The organism is Shewanella maritima, from assembly GCF_004295345.1.
GTDB lineage: Bacteria > Pseudomonadota > Gammaproteobacteria > Enterobacterales > Shewanellaceae > Shewanella > Shewanella maritima.
Genome location: NZ_CP036200.1, coordinates 2,979,956 through 3,005,821, shown reverse-complemented (window position 1 = coordinate 3,005,821; position 25,866 = coordinate 2,979,956). Strand labels below are relative to the sequence as shown.

Here is a 25,866-nt window from a genome sequence, read left to right as displayed (position 1 = left end):
ATGATCACACTAAGTAACCAGCGTACTAAGCTCAGTGCCATTGCGCTAGCTGCGTCTATGCTGGTGTTGCCAACTGCCTATGGCCAGTCGTTAGAACAGGCAGTGGCGCATACTTTAGATACTCATCCGGATTTACGCATTGCGTTTAACCGTTTTAAAGTGCGCGAAGAACAAGTTAATCAGGCTTGGGCCGGTTACCTACCAACCATCGATCTCACTGCGGGATATGGCTGGGAGCAAACCGATAGCCCTTCTACACGTCGTAAGAAAAACCAAGGCGATGTTAACGAAGATGGCGTAATCGAACTCACACCTGGAGAGGCAGGTTTTAGCATTAAACAAATGTTGTTTGATGGTTTTTTAACGAGTAGTGAAGTCGACCGCTATTCATATGAAGCAAGCGCCGAACAATGGGCGCTGTTTGCTGCGGCGGAAGACATGGCATTAGATGTCGCCAAGGTATATGTCGACTACATTCGCGCAGAGCAAGTACTCACTCTTGCACAGCGCAACCTTGAAAGTCACAAAGAAATATACGACCAGATTAAGCAACGTACCGACTCCGGTCTTGGTTCAATTGCTGATCTATCCCAGATTTCAGGTCGTTTGGCCAGAGCGAATGCTAATGTTATTTCGGCTAAAAATAATCTTAATGATGCCCGTGCACAGTACATGCGCATTACAGAACTTGAGCCACAAGACCTAATCGTCCCCGTACCCGATATTGATATGCTGCCACAAGACTTGGGAAGCAGCATTACCTGGGCGACTAAAAACCACCCAGTGCTAAAGTCTGCAGAAAATGACATTTACGCCGCTAAGTATGAGCGTGAGTCTGCGATTTCAAACTACTACCCGAATGTCACGCTCGAGTTAAATGGTAACTGGAATAACGACAGTGGTGGTGAAGACGGCTATAGCGCCATTTCATCTCAGAATGTTAATGGTTACGACAATAATCTCATTGGTATGGTACGTATGCGCTACAACTTATACTCTGGTGGTAAAGACTTACACCGAGAAAAAGAAGCAGCCTACAAAATCAACGAGGCTAAAGAAATTCGCGAGCGCGCCAATCGCCAGGTATTAGAAGGCGTGCACCTTGCCTGGAATGCCTACGAATTACTTGAGCCGCAAAAAGACTATATTCGCGACCATGTCATTGCAGCTAAACAAACTCAAGTAGCCTATGCCCAGCAATTTAATTTGGGGCAGCGAACGCTACTCGACTTACTTGACACTGAAAACGAGCTGTTTGAGGCTCGCAAAGATTATTTGCGCGCCGAATACGATGAAATTTTGGCTCAATACCGCGTACTAAATGCCACAGGTAAGCTATTGGATTCGATGCGAGTGACTCGCCCTGAAGTATGGCAAGGTGAGAGTAGTTACGAAGGAGGAGTAAAATAATGAAGCCATTGATGATAATTTTGGCCATTATTTTGGCCTCAGGTTGCACCAGCCGTGACATCGTCACCATGGATACTACCACTAAGCAGAACTTTGATCTTAACGATAACGACAAAGATGGTGTGATTATGGCGCGCGAACGCTGTGAAGGCACCATCACAGGTGCCGACATTGATAACTATGGCTGCGGTACCCTTACCACCATCGACGAGCGCCAAAACTTAGAGATCCTATTTGCCAATAATTCACACTACATTGAACCCTTGTATTACGACCAAATCCAAAAGGTTGCTGACATTATGCAGCGTTACCCAAGCAGTAAGGTCACGATTGAAGGTCACTGTAGCCAGTCTGGTAGCTACGAGCTTAATCTTGCTTTGTCGCAGCGCCGCGCAAAAGCAGTCACTGAAGTATTAATTGATACTTATGGCATCGAACCTGATCGCTTAACGGCAATTGGATATAGCTTTGACCAACCGATTGCTGACAATCACACCGAAGAAGGGCGTCGCTTAAATCGCCGTGTAATTGCAGCAGTGAAAGGCGATGGCTCAGAAACAGAAATGAAATGGCACATCTATACTGTGGATGAGGAAACTGAGTAACACATAGGAATTTAGCTTGACCAATGTGAGCATATCTCGCGCTAACAGACACATGAAATCACTGGGCCACATCGTTATTGTGGCCTGTGTATTACTTGTATCTAGCTTATATGCTTCGCCAACTCAGTTAGATAAACCGAAAATAACCCAGGCGCTCAAGCGTCAATATGGTGATAGAGCTGAATTGCGAGCTAACGCCTGGTTTAAAGTACTGAATGAAGGCGCCAACCTCAGCGAGCGAGAAAAGCTAGAAAAGGTAAATAGCTTTTTCAATATGTTCCGCTTTGTCGACGATGCCATTCTTTGGGGGGACTCAAACTATTGGGCATCGCCAATGGAGTTTATTGGTGTTGGGGGTGGCGATTGTGAAGACTTCTCTATTGCTAAGTACTTCACATTGCTACAACTGGGTATTCCAGAAGAAAAGCTACGTATCACCATGGTTAAGGCAACCAGCCTTAATCAATATCACATGGTATTGGCATATTACGATAAACCCAGCTCTATCCCTCTGGTACTGGATAACCTGGACAAAAAAATTAAACCCGCGACCAAGCGTAACGATTTACTACCTGTGTACAGTTTTAACGGTACCCAGCTGTGGTTAAACAAAGAAAAAGGCCGAGGTGAACTTGCGGGTTCTTCATCGCGCCTCGAAAAATGGACTGACCTGAAGCATAGGTTGGGCGTAAAACGACTACGTAAACCGAAACTCAAAATGGAGTAGTGACACCATGACCCTGTTCCGGCAGATTTATGCGTTACTTTTCGGGCTATTCTTGTTAACTATTTCAAGTTTAGCTTATGTGCAAATCACTGAAACACAGAGCTTTTTGACAAAGCAAATGGAATCAGACCTCAACAACGCCAGCAACTCGCTTGGGCTCATGCTTGTGCCCACGCTTGAAGCCGGCGACCGAGCTGGCGCTGAAACCTTAGTCAACGTGATATTTGAAGGTGGTTACTATCAGCAAATTAAGCTGACATGGTTGGTAGATGGTGAACAGCAGGTTTGGAACAATGCGATTCGCATTCAAGACGTACCTCAATGGTTTATCGATCTTGATATCTTCCACACCATCAAAAAAGAGTCGACTATTACTTCTGGTTGGTTGCAACTTGCTACATTAGAGATTACCGCTCACCCAGGGTTTGGCTATCACGAGTTATGGCGGATTATCTCTAACACCATCATCCTATTTTCGATTCTATTCCTGATAGCCATCGTATTTGCGCGAGTTGGCTTAACCTGGATTTTGAAACCACTACATAACCTATCTGAGCACGCCAAAAAGGTTGCCGAGCGCCAATTTGGTCCAGATATGCCATCACCAAAAACCCGCGAGCTCAAAGAGCTAGTTGGTGCGTTTAACAGCATGTCTACTCAACTAAAACAGGTTTTCAACTCACTTGACTCAGAGGTTGCTGAGCTAAGAAACAAAAATCTGGTTGATCAGGTATCAAACCTACCAAATCGTCAATACATGGTCAGTCGCATTACTGGGTGGCTCAGTGAACCAAGCTCGGGTGCCTTGTTCCTTGCTAAGTTTGACTGGTTAGAAGAGGTCCATAGCAAATACGGTTATCAAGTACGTGATGAAACCATTCGTTTACTTGCAGAAAAAATGCAGCACCACCTCGATGAAATGAGCCCATCAGTTATTGCGCGTATCGCGGCTTATGAATTTGCCTTCTTAGTTGAAGAGCAGGAACATGATCAATTGTCTAAGTATCTGCAAACCTTAATACGCACAGTGAATCAAGAAATCACTAAGGCAGGTTGCCGCGCTAATGAAGACTTCGCCATAGGTATCGCCGAGCGCAGTGCCCAAACTAGTGTAGGAGAAATGCTTTCCCAAGCTGACAATGCCCTGCAATCAGCCATGAAGGCAAAAAAGGTCTTCCACTGGTATGAAAACAGCAACCAGCAAATGTTCTCTCGCGAGGAGTGGCGTAAAAACCTCACTCAAGCAATTGAGAATAAACAGTTTAAATTCCGTTGGCAGCCAATCATGCTCACTGAAAACGATGAGATTTGTCAGCGAGAAATTTACTGTCAATTGGATATTGATAACACGCCCGTACATGCTGGGCAGTTTATGCCGTACATTGAGCTATTATCGCTAGGTTCAATGCTAGATCGCTGCTTGATTGAATCCGTGAATGATAAGCACCTGGTCGATCGTAACTATGAGCCAATCGCGATTAACCTTACGGTTGAAAGTATCAATAACTTTGACTTCCACACCTGGTTGAAGCAATTCCTGCGTAGTTGTAGTCACCCAGAACGCATGTGTTTTGAAATTCCTGAGACGTGTGTATACGCAGATCTTGCCGCTTGCGAACATTTGTGTCACATCATTCGCGATTGCGGTGCACATTTTGGTATCGACCACTTTGGTCGTCAGTTTGGGTCAATGAGCTACTTACAAAGCTTGCGACCAACCTATGTTAAACTCGACCAGTCGTTCGCACATATTGAAGATAATCAACACAATAGCGAGCTATGCCGTGCACTGGTGAATGTAGCTAAGGGGTTAGATATTCAAGTAATAGTCACAGGTATTCAAGAGCAGGAACAACTTGCTCGCTTTGAAAACCTAAGGCTAGATGCATACCAAGGCTTCATCGTGAAACCAACGATGATTGAAGCCTAAGCGTTAGTGCTACACGTTAAAGACTAAAAACCACTCAAATGAGTGGTTTTTTATTTGGTCGCTATGAGCCATGATGCGCAACAGGGCTGCGATCTTTCTCAAACTCAGAAAAGCAAAAAGCTACTCGATTGAGTGGCTTTTGTTGTTTGGTCGCCATGATTAAAAGGGCGAGGGTTCGAACCTCTGACCTATCTCAAGCTCAGAAAAGCAAAAAGCCACTCGATTGAGTGGCTTTTTGTTGTTTGGTCGGTGATAGAGGATTCGAACCTCTGACCCTCTGCTCCCAAAGCAGATGCGCTACCGGGCTGCGCTAATCACCGGAATATATTCTACGAGCTTAATTAAACTCTGGATTACTCCCGTACTCAGTACCAAAGTAAATAAAGTGGTCGGTGATAGAGGATTCGAACCTCTGACCCTCTGCTCCCAAAGCAGATGCGCTACCGGGCTGCGCTAATCACCGAGAATATGTCGTTATTTTGAGTCTGATATTGAGGGAAACCCTCTGCTCCGCTCTCAACTAAGAGCCGTGATGCGCTAACTGACTGCGCTAATCACTGAATATTAATCACGAATGATTAAGAAGAGTTGAAGTGGGGTGACTGACGGGGTTTGAACCCGCGACAACCGGAATCACAATCCGGGACTCTACCAACTGAGCTACAGTCACCACTGATTTCAATCTTGCTGCTAACACGAACGTCGTTTCCGAATGGCGCGCCCAGAAGGATTCGAACCCTCGGCCTTACCCTCCGGAGGGGTACGCTCTATCCAGCTGAGCTATGGGCGCTCGCCTTGGTTAGCGACGCATATAGTAGGGATAAATCGCCCTTGAGTCTAGCTCTGATTTGCTTTTTTTTACTGACTGCTTAACTTTTAACTAATTCGGCGAATTTTTTATCCATAATCCGGGTATAATAAATGCTTGGTTCACGATTTGTCTTATGATAAAAAGTAATGCTAGCTTTATGAAAAATAATAACTTAGCGTTGAAGTTAAACACGCACTATTTTTAGCAGTTTTTTTGGGAACGGCCTTTAGGGAAATGGATACGGAAATTAAGCTCCCCACAGCACAGGCTAATAAACTTGATGCACTTGAGCAGCAAGTTTCACAACTCCAACAACTGAACGCTCAATACAAGCGTTCAACTATCATTCAAGATGCCTTATTAGGTATTTCTAATGTAGCAACCGAAGCCACTTCCCTTGAGCACTTTTACCAAGGCGTTCATCAATACTTAAAGCAAATTATACCTGCAGATAACTTCTATATTGCTTCACGTGATCAGCTATCAGGCGTGATTAGCCTACCTTTCTTTGCTGACGAAAAAGACTCACACCCATCAGACTTATACCCAGAAGAGGCACTTTCTAGCCTATTAGAAAGTGGCATTACTGGATACGTATTACGTCAGGGCAAACCCATATTAGCCGGGCAAGCTAAGTTTGACGAGCTAGTTGCCGATGGTTCGATTCGCAACTTAGGTACCAGTTGCCATCAACTACTTGCTATGCCGATCCGCAACCAGAGGTTTATTAGCGGCGTATTAGTCGTACAAACCTACAACGAGCAGATTAATTATGGTGAGCTAGAACTAGAGCTAATGAGCTTTATTTCGCACCATATTTCTGGGGTGATGGAAAGGCTGCAACACCAAGAGCAGCTTGAAGTCGCCATTGAGCAACGCACTAAGGAGTTAAGTCAGGCTTACGACAAACTTAAAGCCGAAGTTAACGAGCGCGTAAGAGCTGAACAACTACAAAAAGCCTTGTTTGAAATAGCTAACCTTTCAGCTGCCAATGAGTACGATGCACAGTTTTATGCTCAGCTTCATCTTATTATTAGCCGCCTATTACCCGCAAAGAACAGTTTTATCGCGCTTAAACAAGGCAATGAGTTAAGCTTTCCGTTTTATGTATCGCAAATTCACAAAAGCCGCCCAATGTCCAGACCACTAAAAGACGGCTTAACTGAGTATCTACTTGAGCTTAAAAAGCCAGTGCTACTTACTGTAGATGATATTCAGCAACTCATTGATACCAAGAAAATCTACTACGCCACACCTGAACTAAACAAAACCGCCAACATGCATCAGTGGATTGGTGTGCCGCTCATTATCGAAGGCGAAGTTAAAGGTATCTTCACGACTTTTACCTATGACGATCAGCATCAATATTCAACCACAGACGTCGACCTACTGGTATTTGTTAGCCAACATATCGCCAATGCTATTGAGCGTAAGCAAGCGGTTGAAAACTTAAAACGCAGCCACGAAGAACTAGAAGACAAAGTTAAGCAGCGCACCAAAGACCTTGCTGCATCTAACCAGCACCTGCAATCAGAAATTGCTCAGCGTAAACAAATGGAAGCTCAGCTAATTCATGATGCACAGCACGACAGTCTCACAGGCTTACCTAATCGCAGCTATTTGATCGACCGCCTCAATCAAGCCGTCAAACATGTAAGGCGCCATAGCAAAACCCAATTTGCACTACTGTTTCTTGATCTTGACCGCTTCAAGCAAATTAACGACACCCTAGGCCACCTTGCAGGTGATGAGTTCCTCATTGAAACGGCTAAACGGCTAACCACTTGTATTCGTGAGAACGATACCTTAGCGCGTATGGGTGGCGACGAGTTTGTGATCTTACTCGACTCAATTTCAAGTAAGCGCGACGCCAAAGACATTAGTGAGCGGATCCTCAAAGCGATAGCAGCGCCCTACTGGTTGGCAAATAAAGAGTTTATTTCAGGCGCCAGTATCGGTATTGCTTATAGCAGCACCAGCCAGTCAGATACCAGCGAGTCAATCCTTCGAAATGCAGATAAAGCCATGTACCAAGCTAAAGCTAACGGCAAAGGTTGTTATGTGGTATTTGATGAAAAACTTGGCTCTAATTCTCGCTGTGAAAAACAGCTTGAGCAGGACTATAAGCAAGCATTAGATAACCAGCTATTTGAAGTGAGCTGCCAAGAAATTATTGATTTAACCTCAGGGGAAATTGTTGCAATTGAGCCTAAGCTGAGTTGGACGACACCTGAAGATGAAACCCTATCTCACCAGCAAATCCGAGAACTTGCACAGCACTATCAGCTTTCTAGGCAACTCGATGGCTATGTGTTCGACCACTTAAACGCTAACTATAACGAACTAAAACAACAATATGGCTGCGCAACTCAATTGCACATGGTGGTTTCATGCAAGCATTTGAAGAACAAGTTTGCGTTTAGAGGGCTAAAAAAAGCAATCCGAAATAGCAAACTCGATTTAACTAAGTTGGTTCTGTTTTTCAATGAAAAGGCACTAGTGCAAGATTTACAAAATCACACCAATGCATTTGATACCCTAGCCAAGTTTGGCGTTAAGCTAGGTATAGGTAACTATGGACTAGGCTACAGTGCCATAACCAACCTGCATTACTTACCTGTTTACGCTCTCAAGCTAGATGACAACATTAGCCAGTCTGTCATGCAGCAACAGCACCAAAAGCTATTAAAAGCCTACAACCTAAGCGCACAAGCGATGGAATTTAAAGTATTCGCCGCTGGGGTTAACTCACATGAAATAGCCAAGCTACTAATCGAGCTTGGCTATCAATTTGGTCAAGGCAGTGTTTGTAAAACTAGCACCCTTGAATGTGCGTCGGCTTAGCTTCTAACGAGAGAGCTGCACTATAGCTGGATTTTACTTCTTAAACATCTCTCTTAAGTTGGCAATATTAGCCTTGCCTTTTTCTACGCGTTGTTGCTCGCTTTGCACAACTTTCCTTGTTTCCCAAACCAAGTCATCTTGGGGTAGCTCCATTAAGAAACGGCTAGGCTCACAACGCATGGTCTCACCAAATTGGCGGCGCTCGCGGCACAGCATAAACCACAACTCTTTCTGGGCACGGGTGATGCCTACATAAGCTAAGCGACGTTCTTCTTCAACATTGTCTTCATCAATGCTCGACTGGTGCGGCAAAATACGCTCTTCGGTGCCCACCATAAACACATAAGGAAATTCCAGGCCTTTAGAAGCATGCAGGGTCATCAACTGCACCTGATCGCCGCCCTCTTCCTCATTATTACGCTCCATCATATCGCGCAAGGTTAAGCGGGTGATCACCTCAGGTAAGGTCATTGGCTCATCTAACTCATCACCTTGCAGCATCTCCGTCACCCAGCGGTAAAGCTCTGAAATGTTCTTCATACGCATTTCAGCTGCTTTGGCGCTGGTACTGGTTTCGTACAGGTAATCTTCATAGTTAATTTTACGGATCAATACCTTGATGGCTTCAACTGGATCGCCGCGAGTCGCCATTTCACCGGTATCAACAATAAACTTGCCAAACTCATACAAAGACTTCATCGCACCAGGGGCAATATAATGGTTTAGTTCAGCTTCAAAAATTGCTGCAAACAACGAGATCTTCTTGTCATTAGCATAGTTACCTAAGCGCTCTAACGTTGCAGGGCCAATGCCTCGCTTAGGTAAGTTGATCACCCTAAGCAGTGCATTATCGTCATCTGGGTTTACCACTAATTTAAGGTAAGCCATGATGTCCTTAATTTCAGCGCGGGCAAAAAACGAGGTGCCACCGCTTAGCTTGTAAGGGATGCGGTTAGTCATTAGCGCGCGCTCTAGCAGGCGCGATTGATGGTTACCTCGGTATAAAATCGCGTAATCACCAAACTGAGTTTTACCCATAAACTTATGCTTAATGATTTCGGCAACGACACGCTCAGCTTCTTGCTCCTCGTTGGCTGCAAACAGCACTTTTAGTGGCTCACCATAAGCAAGCTCACTGAACAGCGACTTGTCATACACATGGGGGTTATTAGCGATCAGAATATTGGCACAGCGCAAAATACGCTGGCTAGAGCGATAGTTTTGCTCAAGCTTAATCAGCTTAAGTTTTGGAAAGTCTTTACCCAGTAATACTAGGTTTTGTGGTTTAGCGCCGCGCCATGAATAGATTGACTGATCATCATCGCCAACCACAGTAAAGCGAGCACGCTCGCCTACCAGTAGCTTAACCAATTCATATTGACTGGTATTGGTGTCTTGATATTCATCCACCAGCAAATATTGAATGCGTTGTTGCCAGCGACCACGGACCTCTTCATTCATTCTAAGTAACAAGGTGGGGATTAGAATAAGGTCGTCGAAGTCCAGCGCGTTATAGGCTTTCATTTGCTGAGCGTAACGCTGATAAAGGTGAGCAAACAAAATGCTTTGCTCATCTTTGGCTGTTTTAATCGCTTGCTGCGGGATCACTAACGCGCCTTTCCAATTCGAAATAGCCGCCGCTAGCGCTTTAATCAAATCTTTATCTTCATCTAACTCATCTTGAGTCAGTTCTTTAAGCAGTGCGAAGGTGTCCTGATCATCAAACAAGGAAAAGCCAGGCTTAAGCCCCAATACCTTATGCTCACGCTTAACGATTTCCAAACCTAAGGTATGAAAGGTCGATATCCACAACCCACGTGCCTGCTTGCGCCCCATGGACTGAGACACACGCTCTTTCATCTCACGCGCCGCTTTATTGGTAAAGGTTACTGCTGCAATATGACGAGCTTGATAACCACACTTCTCAACCAAGTAAGCAATTTTATTAATGATAACGCGGGTCTTGCCACTGCCGGCACCGGCAAGGACAAGGCAAGGTCCAGAAACATAGTGAACTGCATCATTTTGACCTGGGTTGAGTTTCATTAATTAATTCCAACGTAATGACTAAAAGCGAATGGCGGATCATAGCAGATGCCTACATTCCCGGTGAATCCCATATCGAGACAATTGGCAAATATTTCTCGCAAGCATTTGCCTGTTGCCATGGCTCAGTTACAATAACGCCATACACTACCTAGGAATAAGCCATGATCAATCCAAAGAAAATTGAAGAAGTTGCTAAGCAACTTAGCGACAATCTCCCTAATGGCGTTAAGCAGTTTGCCGGTGAGTTTGAAGAAAAAAGTAAACAGATCATACAGTCACAATTAATGAAACTTGATGTTGTTTCTCGTGAAGAGTTTGAAGTACAGCAGCATGTACTATTAAAAACTCGCGAAAAACTAGAAGCTTTGCAAACTCAGGTTAGCGCCCTAGAAGCCATGCTTGCTGAAAAGAATACAGAGAATGGTAATCAACCAGATTCAGCAGAGTAGCTTAGTCAAAGCTCCTTGCAACTGTGAATGATAAAGGGCACCTAGGTGCCCTTTATTGTTGTACTTGGCTCTAATATTGTTTTTCACAGCTCCAATATTGGTGTCAATGCCAGTGTCGTCTGGTAAATTAATGCCGATAATGACCAAGGTAGCGATCAGTTAATTGCTGGTATACACCATTTTGTTTGATCAAGCTTAAGCCTTTATCAAAGCTATCCCTTAAGCGCTCATCGTGAAACAGCACATGATAACCTTTGTTGGCAATCACATGGTCAAAAGCGAGTTCAGGACTCGTGTCCACTTCATCATTTATAAGCGTATTTAAGTGTTGAAACACATACTTGTCTGCTATTACAACATCCACTCTATCTAGATATAGCATCCTGTTTTGTCTATGTTGTGGCGAAATTTCCATATAGCTCAAATGCTCGCTAGCCATTTGTAAAAACTCGGGTCCCAATGTCTTGCTTGCGTTTAAAAAACTGGTCAACCTAAAGTCTCTTAGCTGCGCCAATCGGTCTATATGAAATTGTCTACTCGCCAAGCTTATCGCCACGTTTTGATAGGTAATATAAGGCTGTGACCAATAAGAAGATACCGACAAATGCGAGCTCATGGTCATCACTGCATCGACCTTATGTTGCTCAAAACTCAAGTGCTGGCGCTTACGAGAAGAAAAGCGAAAATCCACTTCAACCCCGACAACCTTAAATGCCTGACGAATAATCGCTAGCTCTAACCCTTGTTTATCATCCTCAATAATATACGGTGGGCGATTATGTGCAGATGCGATAATGACCTTGGGTGAGTTTTTGGTTTGCTCTATAGCCAACACCGGAGCACTCACTTGTGCGCCAGCTGCAATCGACAAGCTAACCGTCAGAAAAAAGCGGCCATCCAGCATAAGTGGCAAATTATGATCACTCTTTGACCTAGCGATAAGGAAAGACGTTAGAGAAGTAAAACGGGATAATACGCGATGTAAAAAGGCAAGCATCCATGAGTACGACATATAGAATCCTTTCTAACTCGTAGCAATCCCACTTAAGTGGGTAACATTTAAGCGAGACGTCACTTAACTATTCAATACTCAACAGCACAAGTATGTGAATATTGTTATTGGTTACCATCGCTTAGAAGATCAACGCTGAAGCGGTAGCATTTCAAAAAGGCCAGCTACTATCATCTACAAGTAGCTTCATATCGGCCCGTCACTATCAACTACAAGCGACACTTTAAAGGTAGAAAAAAAGGCGCTAATGCGCCAATTTTTTGGTGTAGTTTATTCAAACTGCGACAGACTGATAACCAAATGTTAACTAACTCAGCACTTCTTCCAATGCTCGCAAACAAAGTGCAACATTTTCGCGACGTGCACCATAGCCCATCAAACCGATACGCCAAGCTTTGCCAGCAAGATCGCCAAGACCGGCACCAATTTCCAAGTTATAGTCATTTAATAACCGCTGTCTTACCTCTGCATCATCAACACCTTGCGGGATATACAGTGCATTGAGCTGCGGTAAGCGACTATCTTCATCCACCACAAACTCAAGCCCCAATTTATTTAGCCCAGCCTTGAGAAGTTGATGCATATCTTGATGGCGCTGCCAGGCATTCTCTAGCCCTTCTTCTGCAAGCAGCCTTAATGACTCATGCAGCGCATAAAGAGCATTAACGGGTGCAGTATGATGATAACTACGTTTAGCGCCGCTATTACCCGCTCCCCAATATCCCATTACCAAGCTTTGATCTAAAAACCAGCTTTGAACAGGTGTGGTGCGATTAGAAAGTTTCTCAACCGCTTTCGGTGAAAATGACACAGGCGATAAACCCGGCACACACGATAGACATTTTTGGCTACCAGAATAAATCGCATCAATGCCCCAATCATCAACTCGCAGCTCAACACCGCCAAGGGAAGTAACAGCATCGACTATGGTTAGGCAATCGTGCTTCCGAGCTAGCTGACATAAGGTTTTTGCATCAGACAATGCCCCCGTAGAGGTTTCAGCATGCACAAAGGCTAAAAATTTAGCATCCGGGTTGGCAATTAGCGCTTGCTCAACCAACTCAGGAGAAACACTTTCGCCCCACTTGTTATCAACCACCACCGCTTTAGCGCCAACACGCTCAACGTTTTGGCGCATACGCTCACCAAATACGCCATTACGACAAACAATGACCTTCTCACCTGGCTCAACTAGATTAACAAAGCAAGTTTCCATCCCCGCACTGCCCGGCGCAGATACGGCTAATGTCATCTCATTTTTGGTTTGAAAAGCGTATTGAATAAGTGCTTTTAACTCGTCCATCATGGCAACAAATAATGGGTCTAAATGACCAATAGTCGGTTTCGACTGCGCGCTTAATACTTGTGGGTAAACATCGGATGGACCAGGTCCCATTAGGGTGCGACGTGGTGGAACAAAGGCATTAGTGGTCGGTACGGGTAACATCTATTTCTCCTTAAGAAATCACAAATACAACTGTGACCCAGCTTGCCTACTAAGCAAACTGCAGTCTTTACCCTACATTAAGTTATTGAGCCAACGAGTATATTCTCGTTTTAGCTTTTTATTATCGACCAAAACTGTACCACAACCGCAAATAAGCGAAAGTAGTACCGTTTAGTTAATTATGCCGCTACTAAGTCTTAGGCCTTATTAAGAAACAGTTGATAGGCCGGATTATCTGTCTCTTCTTGATACACAAACCCAAGCTCAGTTAAAAAGCGTGCAAAGGCGAGTGAGTCACTCTCTGGCACTTCAAAGCCCACCAGCACACGACCAAAAGCAGCGCCATGGTTACGATAGTGAAATAAACTGATATTCCACTGGCTTTGCGATGTGGTTAGAAACTTAAGTAAAGCACCGGGATGCTCTGGGAATTCAAAGCTAAAAATGCGCTCATTAATGGCTACAGGCGGCTGCCCGCCAACCATATAACGCACGTGTAACTTCGCGGTTTCATCATTGGATAAGTCCTGCACTTCAAAGCCTTCGGCTTCCAGCGTTGCTACAATCTGTTCTAGCTCGCGCTGACCATTGGTCAAGCGGATCCCGGCAAATACCACAGCGCGGTCACGACTTGAAAAACGATAATTACACTCAGTCATCGCCCGAGAGCCAAGTAGCTGACAAAAACGTAAAAAGCTGCCAGGTTTTTCAGGTACGGTAACAGCCAGAACTGCTTCTTTTTGCTCACCCAACTCACAGCGCTCAGACACATAACGCAAGCTGTGAAAATTGACATTGGCGCCGCTTAAAATCGCGGCAACAGGGCCAGTCATTTGCGTTTGCTGTTGATACTTTTTAAGCCCGGCAAGGGACAGCGCACCAGCAGGCTCAGCAATGGCGCGAGTATCTTCAAAAATATCTTTCACTGCCGCGCAAATTTCATCTGAGCTTACCGTCACCACATCATCAACGTATTGCTTAGCCAGCAAAAATGGCGCAGAGCCGATTTTTTTTACTGCAACGCCATCGGCAAACAGACCAACTTGGTCAAGCTCTACTTCTTCGCCCGCTTCCATAGCGGCTTTCAAACAAGCTGCATCTTCAGGCTCAACCGCTATCACCTTAACTTGCGGCATCACCGCTTTATAGTAAGCGGCAATACCTGCAACTAAGCCACCGCCGCCAACAGGCACAAACACAGCCTCAAGATCGCGGCGCTGCTGCAACATCTCTTGCGCAATAGTGCCCTGCCCTGCGATGACAGCTTCATCATCAAATGGGGCGATATACACTCGACCTTGAGATTGCGACAAATGCTGGGCATGGGCATTAGCTTGATCAAAACTTTGCCCGTGCAGTACCACAGTGCCGCCAAGGCGCTTTACCGCATCGACTTTAATATCTGGCGTGGTTTGCGGCATCACAATCACCGCATCGATACCTTTGGCACTTGCCGACATCGCCACACCTTGAGCATGATTACCCGCAGAGGCACAAACTACGCCCTTTTCAGCCTCTGATGCTGTTAGCTGAGCAATCCGGTTATAGGCGCCGCGCAGCTTGAAAGAATGCACTGGCTGCATATCTTCGCGCTTTAGCAGCACAGGGCAGGCTAACCTTGCCGATAGCTTTTTAAGCTCACTCAACGGGGTCACTTTTGCCACGTCATAGACACTGGCTAGCAAGATTTTTTGCAGATAGGTTTGTGCAAGAGACATAGGCTCTCCCTCAACTAAAGCATCTGTGCTGCGGGCTAACATGTTAGCCCTCCAGCTTAGTGCGATCGCGCACCGCGCCTTTGTCGGCACTAGTGGCAAGCATGGCATAAGCTTTTAACGCTAAAGACACATAACGCTGGCGCTCAAGCGGCTTCCAGGCAAGTGTGCCTTTAGCTTCCATTGCCGCACGGCGACGTGCAAGTTCATCATCAGCAACGTTTAAGCTAATTGCGCGACTTGGTATATCAATAGCAATCTCATCGCCGTTCTCAATTAAGCCTATGGTGCCGCCCGATGCGGCCTCTGGCGAGATATGACCAATTGATAAACCTGAAGTGCCACCGGAGAAACGTCCATCTGTGATTAACGCGCACTGAGTGCCTAAGCCGCGAGATTTAAGGTAAGAAGTCGGATAGAGCATTTCCTGCATGCCTGGGCCACCTTTTGGGCCTTCATAGCGAATAACCACCACATCGCCCGCAACCACTTCGCCCTCTAAAATACCGGCAACTGCGTCATCTTGACTCTCGTACACACGAGCGCTACCAACAAAGGTTAGGTTAGATTCATCCACTCCTGCAGTTTTGACAATGCAGCCATGCTCAGCGACATTGCCTGAAAGTACAGCAAGGCCACCTTCTTGTGAAAAGGCATTGTCGCGACTGCGAATACAGCCTTTAACGCGGTCACTATCAACGCTATCCCAACGACAGTCTTGGCTAAATGCGGTTTGGGTTGGAATGCCTGCAGGACCTGCGGCAAAGAATTGCTGCACAGCAGCATCGTCAGTATGCTTGATGTCGTATTTAGCTAGTACCGACTTTAGATTGCCGCCTTCATCGGCTGCTACGTGAGCCACATCATTGTGTAATAAGCCTGCACGGTCTAGCTCGCCAAGAATCCCCATTACACCACCTGCTCGGTGTACATCTTCCATATGATATTGGGGCGTAGCGGGCGCCACTTTACATAGATGCGGCACTTTACGTGACATGCGGTCGATATCTGCCATGGTAAAGTCGACCTCGGCCTCCTGAGCTGCGGCCAATAAATGCAGCACAGTATTAGAAGAACCGCCCATGGCAATATCTAACGCCATGGCGTTTTCAAAGGCTTTAAAGTTGGCGATATTGCGCGGCAATGCGCTGTCATCATCTTGCTGATAGTAACGCTTAGCCAAGCTCATAACTCTGCGCCCTGCTTCTAAAAATAGCTCACGTCTATCAGCGTGGGTTGCCAGCATTGAACCATTGCCTGGCAGAGATAAACCCAGCGCCTCGGTTAAGCAATTCATAGAGTTGGCGGTAAACATACCCGAGCACGAGCCACAGGTTGGACAGGCACTGCGCTCGATTTTATCGCTGTCTTCATCGCTAACATTACTATCAGCCGCTGCCACCATGGCATCAACTAAATCTAGCTTGATGATTTTATCTGACAGCTTAGTTTTGCCGGCCTCCATTGGTCCGCCAGAAACAAACACCACTGGAATATTCAGTCGTAATGCTGCCATCAACATGCCAGGGGTGATCTTGTCGCAGTTGGAGATACAAACTAGGGCATCAGCGCAGTGAGCGTTCACCATGTATTCGACGCTATCGGCGATCAACTCCCGCGATGGCAAACTATAAAGCATGCCGCCATGACCCATAGCAATACCGTCATCAACAGCAATGGTATTAAATTCTTTCGCGATGCCACCTGCTTCTTCAATGGCGCTCGCAACGAGTGAGCCCATGTCTTTTAAGTGAACATGACCCGGCACAAACTGGGTGAATGAGTTCGCAATCGCAACAATCGGCTTGCCAAAGTCATTATCTTTCACACCTGTTGCACGCCACAGTGCGCGCGCACCAGCCATGTTACGACCTTCGGTACTGGTTGCTGATCTTAGTTTCGCCATCGCCAAACTCCTTTGATTGTTTGCGGCTAAATATTTTATTTATTGTTTTACTGTTTTAACGTTTTATCGTTTCTGCATAACACTCGCAGGCGTTATGCGTGAGCACGCTGCTTAGCGGATGCTTGGGTTAACACCTCACAGTGCGTTACATCAATCAGCTTATCAAGCTGGTTGCTCAATAGCTCAATGGCGCGCTCGGCTTGTACCTGCATATCTAACGCCATGCTAGCATCATCAAGCAGGCGCATTTGCATATTAGTGACGGTAAAACCGCGGTGACGTGTGACTCGCAGCACACGCTCAAGCACTTCAGGACGCTGTTGTACAGTTATCGCTAGGGTATGCATCATCATCTTGTCTCCGTGTTTTCCATCATTTCAGAATTACTTGCCCCTGGCGGAACCAAAGGCCAAACGTTAAAGGCATCATCGATAGCCACATGCAGCATGTATGGGCCTGTGCTATTTAGCATGTCATCCAGTGCTTGCTCGACTTCACTTGCTTTAAAAATGGTGCGTCCTGGAATATCAAACGCGGCGGCCATTTTGACGAAATCTGGGTTATCAGATAAATCGGTTTCACTGTAACGCTCTTCAAAAAATAGCTGCTGCCACTGCTTAACCATGCCAAGTTTTTGGTTATCCAGTAACAAGATTTTTACCGGCAGCTTTTTGCGCTTAATGGTGGTGAGCTCTTGCACGTTCATCATAAAAGAGCCATCACCAGAAACCGTTACTACACAGGCATCTGTACGGGCGATTTGCGCGCCAATGGCTGCTGGTAAACCAAAGCCCATCGTGCCCAAACCTGCGCTTGATAAATGATCTTCAGGGCGACGAAACCACATATGCTGAGCAACCCACATTTGATGCTGGCCCACATCACAGCTCACCACACTATTGTTTGGCAGCTTGTTGGCTAGGCGGCGCAGCATAGCTGGTGCGTAAATTAGCTCGCCCGGATGCTCATAACGCCATTGGTGAGTTTGATACAGCTCGGCAACTTCCGCGCGCCACGGCTTAATGTTGATTTTTTCAGTTAATAGCTTAGTCAGCTGCGGCAATACCAAGCGCAGCTCAGCGCCAATAGCGACATCAGGCATACGTAGCTTGCCAAGCTCTGCTGCGTCGATATCAAGATGTACCACCTTGGCATTGGGTGCAAAGGTATCTAACTTGCCGGTAACCCGATCATCAAATCTTGCACCCACCACGATGAGTAAATCGCTATCTTGCACCGCCAGGTTAGCGGCTTTGGTGCCATGCATGCCTAACATGCCAAGGTAGCCTTCAGTGCCATGGGCAATTGCGCCTAAGCCTTTAAGTGTGGCAACACTTGGGATTTGCGTGGCATCGATAAACGCGCGTAAATGCCCTACTGCGCCCGCCATGCCCACACCGCCGCCAACATACAAGATTGGCTTAGTTGCATTCTGGATAAGCTCTGCAGCCTGGCTTAGCGCATCAAGTTTAGGCTCTTGCTCTTTAGCAACGGACTGCAGCGGCGCCTTGTACTCAAGCTGTGCCACTTGAATGTCTTTAGGGATATCAACTAACACAGGGCCAGGGCGACCAGAAGCGGCGAGTTCAAATGCCTGATAAAGCGTTGGGATCAGCTCATCAATGCTATTAACCATAAAACTATGCTTGGTGCATGACAGTGACATACCTAGTACGTCGATTTCTTGAAATGCGTCTGTACCGATAACCGCGGTTGGCACTTGGCCGGTAATTGCCACCACAGGAACAGAGTCAAGCAAGGCATCGGCAAGTGAGGTGATAAGGTTAGTCGCGCCAGGGCCAGAAGTGGCGAAGCACACACCGGTTTTTCCACTTGCACGGGCATAACCTAACGCGGCAAATGCGGCGCCTTGCTCGTGGCGACTGAGCACATGCTCAACACTGCTGCCATACAGGGCATCATAGATCGGCATAATCGCGCCACCTGGATAACCAAATACCGTGTTAACGCCATGAGCAGCTAACACCTTGATAACTGCATCTGCTCCGCGAATTTTCTGCCCTGATCCCATCATGTGTTTCAACCTAAGTTACGTTTTCCAAAGCCCTAAAACGAAAAAACCCCCGTTCCTTTCGGAGCGGGGTTTTGCAATCTTTTACTGACGTTAAGTCTGATTAGATGCCATACACCACCCCCGCTGTGATTTAATAATCACGACGGTAATAATCTCAATAATGAGTACAGTGGTTTGATTAAACATAATTTGGCTTGTTGTCCTAATCGAATAAACTTGGTGTCATTAACGCTATTGCGTTCTGAGCTACTACTAATACCAAAAGCAGCACCAGAAGCTGTGCTATTACAAGTACCACAAAAGCTTTTCGTGGCACAAGGGTTAATCTGCGTTGTAAAAAAAATTTCAGCGTCCTTGCCGAGACAATGCAAACAACAACAAAAAATATTGTATTGACGATCAATCATTTAAACTCTCCTAATCGACCATCAATACCAAAATATATTTGTTCTAAACTTGCCTGCCTGACTACTGAAATCTTTTCCTAAGCAGGTACCACTCGTTAGCTAGAAACAATTATTGGGCTTCAACAATGCGCTTCATGTCGGTCATGTAACCGCGTAACTCTGCGCCCACAAATTCAACATCAGTGTTGCGAATAGCCTGATTCACCTCGATTAAACGCAGGTTATCAACACTGTTTGAGCTATCGCTTAAGCCTGAACCTAATACCTCTGCTGGCATAGCGTTTACGTAATCTCGTAGCAGCGGCAGTGCAGCATGGTTAAATAGGTAACAACCATATTCAGCAGTATCTGAAATCACCACATTCATCTCGTATAGACGTTTACGGGCAATGGTATTGGCAATAAGCGGCGTTTCATGCAGCGACTCATAGTATGCAGACTCTTCAACAATACCTGCGGCAACCATGGTATCGAACGCTAACTCAACACCGGCTTTGATCATGGCAACAAGGAAAATACCTTTATCAAAGTAAGCTTGCTCGTCGATATGCTCATCGGTTACAGGGGCATTTTCAAATGCGGTGTCATTGGTTTCACTGCGCCAGCGAAGTAGATTCGCATCGTCATTGGCCCAATCTTCCATCATCACTTTTGAAAACTCTCCGCTGATGATGTCATCCATGTGTTTTTCAAATAACGGCGTTAAAATTTGCTTTAACTCTTCAGCCATATCAAAGGCTTTGATTTTGGCTGGGTTTGAAAGGCGATCCATCATGTGGGTGATACCACCATGCTTCAGCGCCTCGGTAACCGTCTCCCAGCCTTGCTGAATAAGTTTGGCGGCATAGCCAGGCTCAACACCATCAGCCACCATCTTGTCGTAGCCCAAGATGGCACCCGTTTGCAGCATGCCGCACAAAATAGTTTGCTCGCCCATTAAGTCAGACTTCACCTCAGCGATGAAAGATGAAAGCAAGACACCTGCGCGATCGCCGCCCGTTGCACTAGCATAAGCTTTGGCAATCGCTAAGCCATCTTCATTAGGGTCGTTTTCAGGGTGAACAGCAATTAAGGTCGGTACACCAAAGCCACGCTTGTACTCTTCACGAACCTCAGTACCTGGGCACTTAGGCGCTACCATGATCACGGTAATATCGTCACGAACCTGCATGCCCTCTTCAACAATGTTGAAGCCGTGAGAGTATGACAGCGTCGCGCCTTGCTTCATCAGCGGCATAACAGCATTCACCACATTAGAATGCTGCTTATCTGGCGTTAGGTTTAATACTAAATCAGCTTGTGGGATCAGCTCTTCGAACGTGCCGACAGTAAAACCGTTATCGGTGGCTTTTTGCCATGAAGCACGCTTTTCAGCAATTGCCTGCGGGCGCAATGCAAAAGAGATATTTAAACCAGAATCACGCATATTGAGGCCTTGATTTAAGCCTTGCGCACCACAACCGAGAATAACAATGTTCCAGTTTTTAATGTAATTACAACCGTCGCTGAACTCACTTGGGTCCATAAAACGACACTGCCCTAACTGGGCTAACTGCTGACGTAAATTTAAAGAATTAAAATAATTCGCCATCTCTGGTACCACCTTAAAAACAGATATTTTGGACACAATCTATTAGCTTCTAAATGCGTTTTAATTTGCGAGCTAATAGTGCGAATGACTTCAATATAGCGGATGCGAATGATTGCTTAAAATGATATATTCGAAACTTAACATTGCATTTTATGCAATATAATTGTTCGATATATTTGACTACGGCTCTCGCTCTCGAGCAGCACGCTCAAAGCAACTAATACAGGAAAGGGGTATCAATGGATATTAAGGCGCTCAAGTTGTACCTAACTTTATGTGATACCTTACATTTTGCCAAAACGGCAGAACAATCTCACATGAGTCCATCGACCTTAAGTCGGGCATTGCAGCGCCTTGAACAACAAGTTGGTAATAAGCTATTTGAGCGAGATAACCGCAGCGTTAGCATCACCCAGGCAGGGATTGAATTTAAGCACTTCGCCCAACAAACCTTGGCAAATTGGCACGAGTTGCAGCTCAAGGTCGACCCAGACCAAAGCGTTCTAAAAGGTAAACTCAACCTATATTGTTCGGTTACCGCAGCCTATAGTCATTTGCCTGCACTGTTAGATAAATTTCGCCGCGAGCACCCGCAAGTTGAAATCAACTTGATCACAGGCGATGCGGCAAACTCAGTGAGTGAAGTAAGAAACGGCCGCGCTGATATTGCCATTTCCGCCTACCCAGATGACTTCCCGAGCAACCTGCACTTCGCCCATATTGACGTAGTACCATTATTATTGCTTGCCCCTAATATGCCTTGTCAGGTGCAGCAAATGCTTAATCAGCCAGATATCGACTGGCAAGCTGTGCCGTTTATTGTGCCAGAGCATGGCCCTGGATTAAGGCGCGCCGAAAACTGGTTTAAGCAAATGGCAATCAAGCCAAATATATACGCTCATGTGTCAGGCCAAGAAGCCATGACCTCTATGGTGGCACTTGGCTGCGGCATCAGTATTACCCCAGATGTGGTGCTAAATAACTCACCGGTGAGAGACAGAGTGCAGATTATTGACTCACCAATTAAAATCCCCGCATTTGATCTTGGCTGTTGCTGTAAAGAAAAACGCTGCGACGAGCCACTTATTAAGGCATTTTTGGAAGTGATATAAGCCCGTAGGCTTATCAGCTAATACTGAGTACATGGAAACGCTAGCAGTTTAGACTCTAAAACGACTGAATATCGATATGATACAAGTACAAAGTAAACTGAAGCATAAGCCTCATTGTTCTACTACACTGATGATGGCTACACCATCAAGCTTATAATTTGTATCGAATAAATCATCAGCTTGAACGGTAGAATTTACCCACAAAGAAACAAAAGGATTTGTTTATGGCAATCGCCTGCGTTACCACTCGCGCAGCCTCTGGAGTCGAGGCTCCTAAAGTTACTGTTGAAGTTCACTTAAGTAACGGCTTACCTGCATTTAACCTTGTTGGACTGCCTGAAACCTCAGTGAGAGAAGCCAAAGAGCGGGTTCGCAGTGCATTAATTAACGCAGGCTTTGAGTTTCCACAGCGTAGGATAACCATCAACCTTGCCCTGCCGATCTCCCTAAACAAGGCGGCAGATACGACTTACCTATCGCCATAGGCATTCTGGCTGCGTCAGAACAGATTCCGCTTAACAGCATCAAAAATTGCGAGTTTATTGGCGAGCTTGCCCTTAACGGAGAGGTGCGCGCTTGCAATGGTTTATTGCCTGCGATTATCGCCGCCAAAGACGACCTGCATGGGTTATTTATTCCTGTTGATAATCGTCATGAAGCCGAATTAGTAGGCTATCGTGATACTTTTTTTGTTGCTCATTTACAGCACTTAAGCGCTTTTTTACAAGGCCAGGCGCAACTGCCACTTGTGGACACCACACCTCAGTGGATAGAACAAGAGGAACAGCAAACCTCGTTATGTTTAAGTGAGGTCATCGGCCAATATCAGGCAAAACAAGGCTTAGAGATCGCCGCAGCTGGCGGTCACAATTTGCTATTTGTTGGCCCGCCAGGTACTGGCAAGAGTATGTTGGCAAACCGCATTATGCCATTGCTACCCAAGCTCTCTTATGAAGAGGCAATTGAAGTTGCCGCAATTCACTCTGTTGCCGGATTACACATTAAGCCTCAAGCGTTTTTACAAAGGCCATTTCGCGCGCCGCACCATACCTGCTCGAATATTTCATTGATTGGCGGCGGCAGTAACCCTAAACCTGGTGAAATATCGCTATCTCATCGCGGGGTGTTGTTTTTAGATGAAGTCGCCGAGTTTCCACGGAAAATCCTCGACTGCCTGCGCGAGCCGCTGGAAACAGGCGAAATAATCATTTCCCGCGCTGCAGCTAAGCTAACGTTTAAAAGTCGCTTTCAGCTGATTGCGGCAATGAACCCTAGCCCATGTGGCGATGCCGATAATGCCCGTGCAACCCCAGATCAAATCTTGCGTTACTTATCTCGCCTCAGCGGCCCATTTTTAGACAGATTTGATCTCACCATTGACGTGCCCAAACTGCCAGCTGGCACCCTTGCCAATAATCAACAGCAAAAAGGTGAAACCAGTATTGAAGTTGCCACGCGTGTCGCGACAGCGCGCCAGTTGCAACTTAACCGCCAAGGTGTACTTAATTGCGAGCTTGGCCCTAAACAGCTTGAGCAAGTCACTCAACTTAGCCATGCCGATCTGCTATTTTTAGAGCAAAGCGTCACCGCTCTTGGATTGTCAGTACGAAGCTTTCACCGCATCCAACGGGTCGCGCGCACCATAGCTGACCTACAACACTCACCCAATATAGATAAAACTCATCTTGCCCAAGCTCTGGGGTATCGAGCCATGGATAAGCTACTCTCTCGGCTGACTAACCACTAAAAATTTGCTGTCACAGATTGAGCAATTGCTCTTGTGCGAGTAACATAAGCCTCCATTTAATTTAAGGAGGAATGAATGTCACTATTTGCCAAAATCCGCGGTGGATTCGCATTTTTAGGGTATGTATTAAATACCTTTTTTTGGATCGTACCGATCTTGATTTTCAGCATAGTGAAATTGATTCCAATCGCGTCACTGAGAACAGCTTGTAGTTATATTCTCGATAATTGTGCTTCAGCATGGATTAGCGTCAACACGATCATTGAGTCCGTTATGCACCCGTTGCGAATTAAGCAAACCGGTGACAGCAACTTCAGTGAAAAGCAGTGGTACATGGTGATAGCCAATCACCAGTCTTGGGTAGATATTCTGATCTTGCAGCGAGTACTTAACCGTAAGATCCCGTTTTTAAAGTTCTTTTTAAAACAAGAATTGATATACGTCCCAGTTCTTGGTTTGGCTTGGTGGGCACTAGACTTCCCGTTTATGCGCCGCTATAGCAATGCACAAATCAAGAAGAACCCTAAATTAAAAGGCAAAGACATTGAAGAGACGCGCCGCGCTTGTGAAAAGTTTAAATACAAGCCTGTTAGCGTGATGAACTTTGTCGAAGGTACTCGCTTTACCGATAAAAAGCACAGCAAGCAAGGTAGCCAATTTGACCATTTGCTCAAGCCCAAAGCTGGCGGCATGGCATTTGCGCTATCAATGTTAGGTGAACAAATTAACACCTTAGTTGATGTCACAATCCATTACCCAAACCGTGTGCCGACATTTTGGGAGTATATTTGTGGCGAACTTGACGAAGTCAATGTGGATATTCAGATTCAAGCGATACCTGACGCCATGCGCGGTGACTATATAAATGACCGCCAATTTAAAATTGACTTCCAGGAACACTTAAATCAAATCTGGCTAGCTAAAGATGAACGTCTAAGCGAGCTTAATCAGATATCGGCCCAACTCGATGCACCACTAAATGCATCTACTGAGCAAGTTAAACAAGAGGTATAAGGCTTAATGCTTTCGTTTCTACCTGGCCCAATTTTGTTTGTAATAAGTACTTTGCTACTTATTATCAATACCACCATTTGGGGCAGTATTATTAGTATTGGTGGGATAGTAAAACTGCTCATTCCTGTCCAGGCATTCCGAACACAATTATCCCGCCTAATGAACCGCTGTATGTGGTGTTGGGCGACCTGTAATGGCGGTATTTTAAAGCTTATCACTCATATTGAGTGGGACGTGGAAGGGCTAGAAAAGCTAAGCCCAAATGGTTGGTACTTGCTCATTTGTAACCATGTTAGCGGCTTTGATATTGCGGCCAAAACCTACTTGCTGCGTAACCATCTACCTATGCTAAAGTTCTTTTTGAAAAAAGAACTGCTATATGTGCCGATCATGGGCTTAGGCTGCTGGGCGCTTGATATGCCGTTTATGAACCGTACAAGCCCAGCCAAACTAAAAAAGAACCCAAAGCTCAAGGGCAAAGATTTAGAAACCACACGCAAGGTATGCGCGCGCTTTAAATATTTACCGACTGCCATCATTAACTATGTAGAAGGTAGCCGCTTTACTGAAGATAAGCGCAAAAGACAAAACTCACCCTATCGCTATTTATTGCGCCCGAAAGCAGGCGGTATCGCCTTTACCCTATCTGCCATGGGTGAGCAATTTGAAGGCCTAGTTAACATCACACTCGTTTACCCAGACGCGCAGGAGGATGTACTTTTTGGGGTGATGAATGGTCGAGTGAAAAAAGTCGTGATGAAAATTGAAGTGCTACCAGTACCTGAGGTGAACGCCGACGAGTATTTCTCACAAGCTGAATATCGAGTAGAGTTTCAGCGCCAACTAAACCAAATTTGGGAACAAAAAGATGCGCTAATCCATGAAGTGCTTACTGAGTATGATTCGCATCATTTAAAATCATAAACCTAAATTGACCATAAAAAGCGCACTAAAGTGCGCTTTTTTTTCGCCTGACACTAATTTACAAAAAAAGCTGCTAACAACCAGCTGCATTTTGATTAAAGAATTGAATTTTCACGGCTTACAAGTAAGAT

The 25,866-nt window shown here is 45.6% G+C and carries 17 protein-coding genes, 4 tRNA genes and 1 pseudogene; 10 read left to right on the top strand and 12 right to left on the bottom strand.

Going from position 1 to position 25,866, the window contains the following annotated elements:
* Genes EXU30_RS12935 through EXU30_RS12920 form a run of 4 tightly spaced genes read left to right on the top strand, consistent with a single transcriptional unit; the run spans window position 1 to window position 4,672 of the window.
* Complete coding sequence (locus EXU30_RS12935; protein WP_130600669.1) at window positions 1-1,410, top strand: TolC family outer membrane protein; 1,410 nt, start codon at window positions 1-3, stop codon at window positions 1,408-1,410.
* Window positions 1,410-2,015 (top strand): OmpA family protein, encoded by a 606-nt coding sequence (locus EXU30_RS12930; protein ID WP_130600667.1) that lies wholly within the window; start codon window positions 1,410-1,412, stop codon window positions 2,013-2,015. Before EXU30_RS12935 ends, EXU30_RS12930 begins: the two co-directional genes overlap by 1 nt.
* A 52-nt stretch (window positions 2,016-2,067) precedes the next feature.
* Window positions 2,068-2,742: a transglutaminase-like cysteine peptidase gene (locus EXU30_RS12925; protein ID WP_130600665.1), complete on the top strand. Its 675-nt coding sequence runs from the start codon at window positions 2,068-2,070 to the stop codon at window positions 2,740-2,742.
* A 7-nt stretch (window positions 2,743-2,749) separates the two neighbouring features.
* A complete protein-coding gene (locus tag EXU30_RS12920; protein ID WP_130600663.1) occupies window positions 2,750-4,672 on the top strand; it encodes a bifunctional diguanylate cyclase/phosphodiesterase in 1,923 nt (640 codons plus the stop codon).
* 243 nt (window positions 4,673-4,915) lie between these two features.
* Here EXU30_RS12920 and EXU30_RS12915 read toward each other — a convergent pair.
* From EXU30_RS12915 to EXU30_RS12900, 4 genes are all read right to left on the bottom strand, one after another.
* A tRNA-Pro gene (locus tag EXU30_RS12915) sits at window positions 4,916-4,992 on the bottom strand.
* Window positions 4,993-5,058: 66 nt separating this feature from the next.
* Window positions 5,059-5,135 (bottom strand) — tRNA-Pro (locus EXU30_RS12910).
* Window positions 5,136-5,266: 131 nt separating this feature from the next.
* A tRNA-His gene (locus tag EXU30_RS12905) sits at window positions 5,267-5,342 on the bottom strand.
* Between the two features lie 43 nt (window positions 5,343-5,385).
* Window positions 5,386-5,462: transfer RNA gene (locus EXU30_RS12900), tRNA-Arg, on the bottom strand.
* 255 nt (window positions 5,463-5,717) lie between these two features.
* Here EXU30_RS12900 and EXU30_RS12895 point away from each other — a divergent pair.
* The gene (locus EXU30_RS12895; RefSeq protein ID WP_130600661.1) at window positions 5,718-8,327 is read left to right on the top strand and encodes a sensor domain-containing diguanylate cyclase; all 2,610 of its coding nucleotides are present in this window, start codon (window positions 5,718-5,720) and stop codon (window positions 8,325-8,327) included.
* Window positions 8,328-8,360: 33 nt separating this feature from the next.
* Here EXU30_RS12895 and rep read toward each other — a convergent pair whose 3' ends face one another.
* Window positions 8,361-10,373, bottom strand: a complete 2,013-nt coding sequence (gene rep / locus EXU30_RS12890) for a DNA helicase Rep (protein WP_130600659.1) — start codon at window positions 10,371-10,373, stop codon at window positions 8,361-8,363.
* Window positions 10,374-10,537: 164 nt separating this feature from the next.
* Between rep and ubiK the strand changes: the two genes are divergently transcribed.
* The gene (gene ubiK, locus EXU30_RS12885; protein ID WP_130600657.1) at window positions 10,538-10,825 is read left to right on the top strand and encodes a ubiquinone biosynthesis accessory factor UbiK; all 288 of its coding nucleotides are present in this window, start codon (window positions 10,538-10,540) and stop codon (window positions 10,823-10,825) included.
* Between the two features lie 127 nt (window positions 10,826-10,952).
* Here ubiK and EXU30_RS12880 read toward each other — a convergent pair whose 3' ends face one another.
* The 7 genes from EXU30_RS12880 to ilvC all read right to left on the bottom strand — a co-directional run bounded on the left by EXU30_RS12880 (window position 10,953) and on the right by ilvC (window position 20,938).
* Window positions 10,953-11,837: a substrate-binding periplasmic protein gene (locus tag EXU30_RS12880; RefSeq protein ID WP_130600655.1), complete on the bottom strand. Its 885-nt coding sequence runs from the start codon at window positions 11,835-11,837 to the stop codon at window positions 10,953-10,955.
* 307 nt (window positions 11,838-12,144) lie between these two features.
* Entirely contained in the window at window positions 12,145-13,284 is a 1,140-nt protein-coding gene (locus EXU30_RS12875; RefSeq protein WP_130600653.1) for a pyridoxal-phosphate-dependent aminotransferase family protein, read from the bottom strand.
* Window positions 13,285-13,481: 197 nt separating this feature from the next.
* A complete protein-coding gene (ilvA, locus tag EXU30_RS12870) occupies window positions 13,482-15,044 on the bottom strand; it encodes a threonine ammonia-lyase, biosynthetic (RefSeq protein WP_130600651.1) in 1,563 nt (520 codons plus the stop codon).
* Window position 15,045: 1 nt separating this feature from the next.
* Window positions 15,046-16,905: a dihydroxy-acid dehydratase gene (gene ilvD / locus EXU30_RS12865; protein WP_130600649.1), complete on the bottom strand. Its 1,860-nt coding sequence runs from the start codon at window positions 16,903-16,905 to the stop codon at window positions 15,046-15,048.
* A 92-nt stretch (window positions 16,906-16,997) separates the two neighbouring features.
* Entirely contained in the window at window positions 16,998-17,255 is a 258-nt protein-coding gene (ilvM, locus tag EXU30_RS12860; RefSeq protein WP_130603469.1) for an acetolactate synthase 2 small subunit, read from the bottom strand.
* On the bottom strand, window positions 17,255-18,937 hold the full coding sequence (gene ilvG / locus EXU30_RS12855; protein ID WP_130603467.1) for an acetolactate synthase 2 catalytic subunit: 1,683 nt from the start codon (window positions 18,935-18,937) through the stop codon (window positions 17,255-17,257). The genes ilvM and ilvG overlap by 1 nt, the downstream gene beginning before the upstream one ends.
* Window positions 18,938-19,456: 519 nt before the next feature.
* On the bottom strand, window positions 19,457-20,938 hold the full coding sequence (gene ilvC, locus EXU30_RS12845) for a ketol-acid reductoisomerase (protein WP_130600645.1): 1,482 nt from the start codon (window positions 20,936-20,938) through the stop codon (window positions 19,457-19,459).
* A 239-nt stretch (window positions 20,939-21,177) separates the two neighbouring features.
* Here ilvC and ilvY point away from each other — a divergent pair, with 239 nt between their 5' ends.
* From ilvY to EXU30_RS12825, 4 genes and pseudogenes are all read left to right on the top strand, one after another.
* Window positions 21,178-22,050: an HTH-type transcriptional activator IlvY gene (gene ilvY / locus EXU30_RS12840; protein WP_130600643.1), complete on the top strand. Its 873-nt coding sequence runs from the start codon at window positions 21,178-21,180 to the stop codon at window positions 22,048-22,050.
* A gap of 224 nt (window positions 22,051-22,274) precedes the next feature.
* A pseudogene (locus EXU30_RS12835) lies at window positions 22,275-23,797 on the top strand (YifB family Mg chelatase-like AAA ATPase).
* A gap of 75 nt (window positions 23,798-23,872) precedes the next feature.
* Window positions 23,873-24,811 (top strand): acyltransferase, encoded by a 939-nt coding sequence (locus EXU30_RS12830; RefSeq protein ID WP_130600641.1) that lies wholly within the window; start codon window positions 23,873-23,875, stop codon window positions 24,809-24,811.
* 6 nt (window positions 24,812-24,817) lie between these two features.
* Entirely contained in the window at window positions 24,818-25,735 is a 918-nt protein-coding gene (locus tag EXU30_RS12825) for an acyltransferase (protein WP_130600639.1), read from the top strand.
* Window positions 25,736-25,866 lie beyond the last annotated feature (131 nt).